Annotated in this window: 8 protein-coding genes and 2 pseudogenes; 7 read left to right on the forward strand and 3 right to left on the reverse strand. The window is 61.7% G+C overall.

The genetic code is table 11. The features are described from left to right. Positions 1-1452 precede the first annotated feature (1452 nt). The 3 genes from J7I92_RS23895 to J7I92_RS12170 all read left to right on the forward strand — a co-directional run bounded on the left by J7I92_RS23895 (position 1453) and on the right by J7I92_RS12170 (position 4389). Positions 1453-2889: a glycosyltransferase family 2 protein gene (locus J7I92_RS23895; RefSeq protein WP_214840822.1), complete on the forward strand. Its 1437-nt coding sequence runs from the start codon at positions 1453-1455 to the stop codon at positions 2887-2889. Positions 2890-2986: 97 nt separating this feature from the next. Further along, a complete protein-coding gene (locus tag J7I92_RS12165; protein ID WP_214840824.1) occupies positions 2987-3220 on the forward strand; it encodes a hypothetical protein in 234 nt (77 codons plus the stop codon). Continuing rightward, a complete protein-coding gene (locus J7I92_RS12170; protein ID WP_251039855.1) occupies positions 3220-4389 on the forward strand; it encodes a glycoside hydrolase family 26 protein in 1170 nt (389 codons plus the stop codon). Before J7I92_RS12165 ends, J7I92_RS12170 begins: the two co-directional genes overlap by 1 nt. 24 nt (positions 4390-4413) lie before the next feature. On the opposite strand, the pseudogene J7I92_RS12175 reads toward J7I92_RS12170, so the two are convergent. Then, a pseudogene (locus tag J7I92_RS12175) lies at positions 4414-4582 on the reverse strand (IS481 family transposase); the annotation flags it as partial. A gap of 214 nt (positions 4583-4796) precedes the next feature. Here J7I92_RS12175 and J7I92_RS23900 point away from each other — a divergent pair. Both J7I92_RS23900 and J7I92_RS12185 read left to right on the forward strand, forming a co-directional pair. After that, positions 4797-5063, forward strand: coding sequence for a hypothetical protein (locus tag J7I92_RS23900; RefSeq protein ID WP_251039856.1), 267 nt, complete (start codon positions 4797-4799; stop codon positions 5061-5063). After that, on the forward strand, positions 5063-5587 hold the full coding sequence (locus tag J7I92_RS12185; protein WP_214840826.1) for a MarR family winged helix-turn-helix transcriptional regulator: 525 nt from the start codon (positions 5063-5065) through the stop codon (positions 5585-5587). The genes J7I92_RS23900 and J7I92_RS12185 overlap by 1 nt, the downstream gene beginning before the upstream one ends. Here J7I92_RS12185 and istB read toward each other — a convergent pair. Together istB and J7I92_RS12195 are read right to left on the reverse strand one after the other, a co-directional pair. Next, positions 5584-6399 carry an IS21-like element helper ATPase IstB gene (gene istB / locus J7I92_RS12190; RefSeq protein ID WP_214840828.1) on the reverse strand — a complete coding sequence of 272 codons (816 nt, stop codon included), beginning with the start codon at positions 6397-6399 and terminating at the stop codon, positions 5584-5586. The two genes, J7I92_RS12185 and istB, sit on opposite strands and share 4 nt — an antisense overlap. Beyond that, positions 6396-7523 (reverse strand): annotated as a pseudogene (locus tag J7I92_RS12195) (Mu transposase domain-containing protein); the annotation flags it as partial. The gene istB and the pseudogene J7I92_RS12195, both read right to left, overlap by 4 nt. Before the next feature lie 128 nt (positions 7524-7651). Between J7I92_RS12195 and J7I92_RS24605 the strand changes: the two are divergent. Together J7I92_RS24605 and J7I92_RS12205 are read left to right on the forward strand one after the other, a co-directional pair. Continuing rightward, on the forward strand, positions 7652-8104 hold the full coding sequence (locus tag J7I92_RS24605; RefSeq protein WP_214840830.1) for a helix-turn-helix domain-containing protein: 453 nt from the start codon (positions 7652-7654) through the stop codon (positions 8102-8104). Between the two features lie 32 nt (positions 8105-8136). Continuing rightward, a partial coding sequence (locus J7I92_RS12205) for an IS30 family transposase (RefSeq protein ID WP_214840832.1) occupies positions 8137-8842 on the forward strand: 706 nt, incomplete at its 3' end.

Below are 8842 nucleotides of genomic sequence, written 5' to 3' on the forward strand. Positions count from 1 at the left end.
CAACACCGTCGCGCGGGAGATCGAGAAGTGCCCCTCCCGCGCCACTCGACGATTCGATTGGCGGCACCCCGCCAGCCAGCACATCGAGGATCTGGGGTAAGTAGAGCTGACGACGTGCCATTGGATGAGCCAGCAACGCGTGGTCCTGCCCTCACCGGGATGCTTGCATGGTTCTGCCGGCAGCAGGAGATCGACAAGCACCGCCGCAACAACGGCATGACCTGCTTGCACTCCCACTCGCAGTGAGCCGATCGACGCGACAGGAATGCAATTCGGGAGAAACTCGGCCCAGAGCATCCTTCGAGGGCCTCAGGGGTGCCCGGAACAGTGCTTTTGGTTGGACCGCGCCGTTGTGGCATCAGGAGCCGATCGCGGGATCGTAATTCCTGACTTTCCTCGGTGCCACAAATCCGGCCAATAAGGCAGCGTCGCACAAGGACCGCGCCGTAGACTCGTCCGGGTGCTGGGCGTGGTCGGTGGCAACATCAACTTTGATGCCATCGCAGAAGTGCGACCCCTGAGGGCGTGGACGTTGTCGGCAGAGCGCAGTAGCGGATTGACCCTATAACGTGTGTCGGTCAGTACCGTCAGGTGAGAATGTCAATCTGATTTGAGCCCGCTTTGGCGTCGATTCGCAGCCTGATTCGGGACCACCTTGTGTCGGGCGTCGCAGGTTCCTTACCCACCCTTGGGGGTGGCAGAACAGTGAAGGTTTCCCCCCGCGCGTGGGAACGGGCCAGCGGCAGTTCAACGGCGGCCCGTCGTTCGAGCGGGATGACAGTTTCGAAGAGGTCCGCGATGCCATTGATCGGTGCACCACCGTGAGAGCACTCATGACCTGATGCTGGCACGTGGCCACCGACAATCACGTCGCCTTCTCACCGGGCCCGGTCAGATTCCCGGAGCGGATGCCGGTTGAACAGGCGACTCATCCGATCCCCGCCGCATTGTACTCCAAAATTGGAGCTTTGGGGCAAGAAACCGGGTAAAATGATACCTGACCGACCCCCATATGGGTTGTGAAATTTTCTCTACCTGTTGCCACTAATTGCGGGCAGAAGATTTCATCCGCGATTTCGAGTGACTTTCCGCTACCGCTGCGTTTCGCCGATTCGTTCGCATCAGGTGTCCGCCGTACCAGTTGGCAACCCGAGCACCGCTACCCCCCATCACGATGACGTCCCCGGTGGCAGACCCTAGCCCGGGAAGCAGGCCGATGTTGCGATGTCTCATCTCCTAGGAACCGGGACCGTCCTACCAGGCTACTTCCCCGTCGCAGCATCGTCCCCTCCGGGATCACTTGCCCCGGCACCCGTTACTGTCGATTCCGCCACGGGCACCGGGCTTGTGAACAAGGGCAAAGTGCACACCGCGTTCAGCGGGAACAACGCGACATTGCATCAAAAGTATGGGCCGCGTGCTTTTCAACTACTCCGCTGCAAGCAGGTGGAGGTGAGTCCGACGCCGGATCTCCTGAATTCTGCCCTGACAGTGCTGGGCCCGTTCCTGTTCGTAGCGGTTTCCCTGATCGGTGTCCGTATGGCCGTCTACTGGTGGAGCTTCATTTTCTTCTGGAGACGCTTCCGCCTACGCGACCAGGTCACCACGGCGGAACTGAGAAAATTGGACGTGCCCTTCGTCAAGATCCAGATCACGACCCGCGGCTCGGCCGGCAGCACCGGCGTGATCCTGCGCGGTATCCGCAACGTGGTGGAACTGGCCATGGAGGATCCGGCCTTCTATGGCCGGCTCCTTTCAGTTGAAACGATTACCGAATCAGCCGAACAAGCCGCCGCGGTGCAGGAGACGTTTCGCGACGGACCCGTCGGGGTGGACACCTTGGTGGTTCCGGCAAGTTACGCGACCCCTGCCGGCACCCGGCTGAAGGCCCGCGGCTTGCATTATGCCGTGGAAAACCGGAGGGGGCTGTGGAACCGGAAGCCGGGACGGACGTTCATCGTCCACTATGACGAAGAAAGCGTCATGATCCCCGCAGAGCTTCGCAAACTTATGAAAGTGCTCGCGGGAACAGACCGGAAAATTCTGGAAGGCCCCATCTTCTACCCTCTCGAGTATATGCGGGCGGGAGTTCTTTGCCGGTCCATGGAAGCCAACCGGCCCATCGGCTGTTACGAATGCCGCCGTGTCATGGAATCCGGTGTGCCCTTCCACCTGCACGGGTCCAACCTGGTGGTGGATGAGGCCCTGGAGAACGAACTGGGATGGGACATCGGGTGCCTGGACGGAGAACCGTTCATCGCGGAAGACTTCGTGTTTGGCATGAACGCGTTTACCAGGTACGGCCGGGAGATTTTCGACTGGCACGGCTGCCTCATGCTTGAACAGCCCCCGTTCTCCGTCCGCAGCGCATTCAGGCAGCGGTACCGCTGGATCTTCGGTGTCCTGCAAGGCATGACCGCGGCAGCACGCAGCCCGCGCTTCCGGGCCCTTCCCTTCAAGACACGGGCAGGATTGTTATGGGGCATCCGGCTGCGCGTCGGCACCTTCGCCGGCGGCGCCGTGGTCGGTGTCCTTTCGCTGCTGGTGGTCCCGGTCTTCGCCGCCCGCGCCCTGACCGCAATCATCCTGGAAGACACACCGCTGATCCCCGAATTTGCCAGCCTGTGGCTGGCTGTCATTGGAGCGATGTGGCTGGGATCGGTCTTCGTCGGAGCATGGCACAACGTCGCCGATGCCGGCCTTGACAGGTGGACCCGTGCAGCGGAGATCGCCCGCGCAGTTGCTGTCGCCCCCATCGCCGGTATCTGTGAAACATCGGCAGCGCTACGCGCCGTGATCGCCTGGGCATCGGGAAAACGTGAAGTGGAATGGATCCCCACACCCAAAACCACGCAAGCAGACCGGGCAAGCACGAAAGGCGGGCACTGAGATGGAACCAGAACCAGTGTCACCGCCCGGAGATGACACAGCGGCCGAATTGGCCACAAATTCTGCCGGCATTGGTCTATTCCACGGTGAAATGCCCATGCCCGATGCTGCGGGCAGGCCGGGCCTGCGCACCCGGGTGCGGTGTGTTTGCCTCCTGCTCGCGGCGATGATCATGGCGTCCACGTTCATCGGCATCCCCCTGACAGCAGCCCTGTACCTGGCAACGGTTGGATACTTCACGGAGATGGTCGCCGCAGGAGCCATCATCATCGAGGTGGGCCTGATGGTGGCCTGCGTGATCATGAAGACGGAAAGAGCGCCGGGGGAGTAATGAAAACCGGGGGTGTCCGACCCGCAGCACTCATTCTGGGCATGATCGCTGTCCTCGCGGTGGCGGTTGCGGTGGTAATTGCGGTCGGCTCCATCGCGAACGCCCCCGGGAAACCTCCCATCACCTTGTCCGTCGCAGGCGATGGAAGAATTTACTACGGCGTGCAGCTGGACTGGCAGCACGACTCGATAGGCGGGTATGCGTCCCGCCTGGGAAGAACACCCGCGCTATACGGACGCTACGTCGGGTTTCCCCTCACCCCGGAGTCACGACAGTCCATAAAGCAGGCAGCAGCCACGCTCTCCGCGTCCGGCGCGGGCCTGCTGCTGACCCTTGAACCCCGGGACGGGCTGGACTCGGTTACCCCCGAGGTGCTGGCCAGCTTCACCAAAGACCTGACCACGTGGACCCGCATGGGAATCCCCATCATGGTCCGCTTCGGACACGAAATGAATGGGTCCTGGTATCCATGGGGCCAGCAGCCCACACTGTTTATCGAAAAGTTCCGCCAAGTTGCCGCCGCCGTCCACCCGGTTCCCGGAACCACCATGCTCTGGGCCCCGAATGAAGGAGGCGGCTACCCCTTCAGCGGCGGACAACACGCCGCGACGGCCGGAACAGAAAACTTCAGGGACCTGGACACCAACCACGACGGCGTCCTGTCAATGGACGATGACCCCTACGCCCCCTACTGGCCCGGGGATGACGCCGTCGACTGGGTGGGACTCACGGTCTACCACTTCGGAGACGTGTATCCATGGGGCAAAAACAAGATCCCCGAAGCCGGCAAGCTCGAAGCGAAAATCACGGGCACGTACAAGAGCGCCCTCCTCGATGAAACTGCCCTCCCCGACTTCTACCAGTTCTATGCAGTCAACCACGCCAAGCCGTTCGCCATTTCCGAAACAGGCGCCTTCTACAACAGCACCAGGAACGACGGCGCCACGCCCCTGGAGATCAAACGTTCCTGGTGGAACCAGGTCTTCGATCCAGGCCTGCCGACACGGTTCCCACAACTGAAACTCATCTTGTGGTTTGAATACTCAAAGGACGAAAGGGAACCCGCCAAGCAAACCATCGACTGGAGAGTCACCTCAGACCCCACCATCCTCGCGGCCTTCCAATCCGCCTTTCCTCCCTGGCTCGTCACCGCCCCACTAGGACCATGACCGGCCGAATGCCACCGGAGTTGCATAGCAGGAGCCGTTGTCCGTCAGGACCCGCTTCACGGTGATCCCGCAGGACTGGAAGTAGGCGTTGACTCGTTCCCAGAACCCTGCCGCGGTTTCCTTCTTTTCATCGGTCAGGATCTCGGTATAGGCCAGCCGGGAGTGGTCATCAACGGGCGTTGTGCAGGAACGCATTGGACAAAAATAATCCCTGCGTAGATAATCCGTGCATAGATTATCTACGCAGGGAGGCCACTCATGTGGGAGTACGAGAACAGCATCGAGACTAGCGCCACGCCCGAGGCGATCTGGGACTCTGGGCCGACGTAGAGAATTGGGGCGTCTGGAACGCCGAGATCGAGAAGATTGGGATCAGCGGCCCGTTCGCGGCAGGCACGCAGATCGCGATGACGCCCCCGGGGGACGATCCGATACTCCTGGTCATCGCCAAGGCGGTCGAAAACGAACTATTCGTCGACGAGGCTCGCTTCGATGGCCTGCTTCTGAGCACCACTCACCGGATCGAGCGGATCGATCAGGACCGGATCCGTGTGGTGTACCGCCTGGAGATCACGGGTAGCGGCGCCGACGAAGCCGGCCCGCAGATTGGGCCGGGCATCACCGCCGACTGGCCCGACACGATGACTGCTTTGGTAAGGATGGCTCGCGGCTGATGCCCCTCAGCCCCGGCGACAGCCCCGGATTTCTGCTCTGGCACGCCACGCTGCGCTGGCAGCGCGACATCGCGGCAGCTCTTGCCCCGCTCGGTCTCACCCATGTGCAATTCGTGTTGCTCGCCTGTGCCTGGTGGCTCAACACGCAGGGTGAGCGTCCGAACCAGCTGGCCCTGGCCCGTCAAGCCGGCACCGACGTCAAGATGACCTCCCAGGTCTTACGCACGCTGGAAGACAAAGGACTCATTGAGCGTGAAGTCGATCCGGCCGACACCCGCGCCAAACGGCTGCACGTCACGGAGGCCGGAGCCGAATTGGCGCCACGCGCAATTGCCGCCGTTGAGCTCGCCGACGCGCAGTTCTTCCGGCCGGTGCCCCTCAACGACGCGGTAACTCTACTGAGTCGCCTGACCCATCCCGAACCTGAAACGCCCTCAACGACAACCGAGGGCGACGAATTGGACGATTCACGGGCCAGAACCGACCGATACACACCCGCAGACCGACAAGAAAAGTCCTGCTAGGCGTCGGTGGGTTGTTGGTTCTTGGTGTGGGCGAGGCGGTAGGAGTCGGTCCCGGTTTCGATGATGGTGCCTTTGAACGTGAGCCGGTCCACGATCGCTGCGCAGAGGCGTGGGTCAGTGAAGGTCTTGGTCCACCCAGAGAAGGATTCGTTGGTCGCGATGGCCACGGATGCTTTTTCTTCTCTCTCTGTGAGGACTTGGAAGAGGAGCTCGGCGCCGCGTTTGTCCAGTTCCATGTAGCCCAGCTCGTCGATGCAAAGTAAGTCCACGCGGCCGTAGCGGGCGATGGTTTTGGCGAGCATCTTCTCGTCTTCTGCTTCGACGAGTTCGTTCACGAGTCGGGTGGCGAGGATGTATCTGACCCGGAAGCCTTTCTCGGCAGCTGCTGCGCCGAGTCCGATGAGCAGGTGTGATTTCCCGGTGCCGGAGTCCCCGATCAGACAGAGAGGCTGGCCTTTGCGGATCCAGTCCCCGGTCGCGAGGGTGTTGATCGTGGCCTGGTTGATGTTCGGGTTCGCTTCGTAGTCAAAGTCCCCAAGCCACTTGTCACGGGGGAAGTTCGCCGATTTCACCCTCCGGATGGAGGAGCGGTCCCGGTCATCACACTCTGCCAGCAGAATCTCGGCGAGGAATCCCTGGTAGGAGAGCTGTTCCTTGCCTGCAACGGCCAGTGCCTCATCCAGGACTGCTCTGATGGTGGGCAGACGCAGCCTGCGGCAGGCCTGGTCCACGGCCGCGACCGCGGCCTGTTCAGTCAGGCCGCGACGGCGGCGGAGCGTCTGGGACACAACAACGGGTGCGGTCTGACTCATGACACCTGCTCCTTGGATGGTGGGGTCGGGGATGGTTGGGCGCGGTGTTTGAGCAATTCGTCATAGCGGGCCACCGTAGGTAGGGGACGTTTGTCCGGCGGGAGCCCGGCGATGACCGCTGCAGGGTCGGTGAGGCGGCGCTGGGTGAGACTGACAACGCGGTGCTCGAGAACATCGGCTGTTGCACCGGAACCGCAATCGGGCCGGACCCACCCCGTCTGTCTTTCGGTGGCCACGCGCCTTGCTTCCACCGCGACGACGTCCGCGCTGACCGCACCAACCTTCAGGGCCGCGGTGATCCCGGCAATGACGTCTTCTGCTTCCATGGCCCGGTGGAGGAGAAGAACATCGATAAGTTCACGGGTGGCCTGTGTATCGCCATCGGTCCTGCGTGCCGCCGCCCAGACCGCATCATGGGCGGGGGTGAACTTTCCGGATTCCCGGGCCTGGGCCAGCGCCGTGGACCCAGGCAACGCGCCAGGTTTTATTTTGAGTACTTCCAAGTAGTGGTCCAGCTTCACGCTTTGCCCGCCCCGGGCAACAACCCTGGGATGGGCCGCGATCAGCGTCCTTCCATCGAATACCCGCACCTCCGTAGCACGCAGGGACACACGGACTTTCCGGTTGATGAAGCGTACCGGAACGGAGTACTTCGCGGAACGGACCGTCACGAGCGCGGAACGATCCACCCTGGGCGTGAGGATCAGGCCTGGATCGAAGTCCTCTGCCGGTAGCGGTGCCAGCAAGGGCTGTTCAACAGCGAAGTCCTGCCCAATAGTGCGCAGCCGCTGGGAGATCCGGCGCCGGTCCTCATCCTCGTCCCGGACCCGCAGCTTCTCGTTCAGCTCGATCAAGGACTCCACGGCAGGGACAGGAGTCAGGAAATTCCGCCGGAATCTTCCGACTTCCCCCTCAACCCCGCCCTTTTCATGTGCGCCGGGCAGTCCTGGTTCGCAGTAGAAAGCATCCAGCCCAAAGTGGGATTTGAACAACACCCATCGCTCGTTCTCGACGCGTTGACGGCCGGCACCATAGATGACTTTCGTGACCGCGCTGGTCAGGTTGTCGTACCGGATGTGCTTCCTCGGTACGCAGCCGATAGCGTTGAACGCTTCGATATGGCCTGGCGGTTTCTCACCAACGTCGCAACACTGACTGAAAGTGGTGTTGATTCATGCGCAGTTCGACGCGCCGATCGAGGAAAATGGGCCCTCCGGGCTTGGTTGAGATGAGGCCCTTGTATGTTCAGCTCATGAAAGAAGGGCACTCCAACCGGGCGGCATGCAGGATTCTTGGGATCAACCAGAACACGGGCCTTCGTTGGTTGAATGGACGCAACGGGGTCGAGGGCTTGGTGCAGCAGGGCTTGGATCCGCGGCCCCGTAAAGCGGTTCCGATGGCAAGTGGGTCCAGCCGGTATTTGTCAGAAGACGAACGCATCTACATTGCCGACCGGTTGCTGGTTCGGGCGAGTCTCCGATCCATTGCTCGTGATCTTGGGCGGTCGCCTGCCACGATCAGCAGGGAGGTGGCTCGGAATCGTCCCGACTCACGTCGCTATCATCCGTTTCGTGCCCAGAAAATGGCGCAGAAGAGAAGGCCGAGGCCAAGGCCGGCCAAGCTTGCCGGTGATGACGAGTTGCGGCATCACGTTGTGGGGTGTCTGTCGAAGCGCTGGAGTCCTAGCAGGTATGCCGGGCCTTGAGGGAACGGTTTCCGGGCGAAAAGCACCGGCATTTGGCGCATGAAACGATCTACCGTGCGCTTTACCATTTGAGCATCCGCCCCGTCCCAACGGGGTCTGCCCGGCTGCTGCGTTCGGGTAAGTTCATCAGACGGCCGCGGTCCAGGACCAAGGTCAAGCCACGCCAGTACATTACCGATGCTCTGAAGATCGGTGACCGCCCAACCCACATCGCTACAAGGGAAGAAGCCGGCCATTGGGAAGGCGATCTCATCATGGGGAAGGGGAACAAATCAGCAATAGTGACGCTGGTTGAACGCTCTTCCCGGCTCCTCGTCGCCTTTGCGCTCCGTCCGGGAACCAGGTCCGATAACATGCGTGACCAGCTCATTGAGGCGCTCGGAGTCATGCCGGTCACGTTGCGGAGGACCTTGACGTGGGACCGGGGATCAGAGATGGCCAAACATGCCGAGGTCACTGCCGCGCTGGGGACGCTCGTGTACTTTTGCGATCCGGCCAGCCCTTGGCAGCGTGCGTCGAACGAAAACGCCAATGGCTTGCTCCGTCAGTACTTCCGGAAGGGAGATGACCTGAGCACGGTCGAACCGGCAGATGTCTTGTTCGCCGCACAGGAGATCAACGGCCGTCCCAGGGCCGTCTTGGACTGGTCCAGCGCAGCCGCCAGGTTCGCGGTCTATCACGCGGCGGCGGCCAAGTTAGATGACACTCCGCTGGTTCAGAATGTGGCTGAACCGGCAG

The organism is Arthrobacter sp. ISL-72, from assembly GCF_018613755.1.
GTDB lineage: Bacteria > Actinomycetota > Actinomycetes > Actinomycetales > Micrococcaceae > Arthrobacter.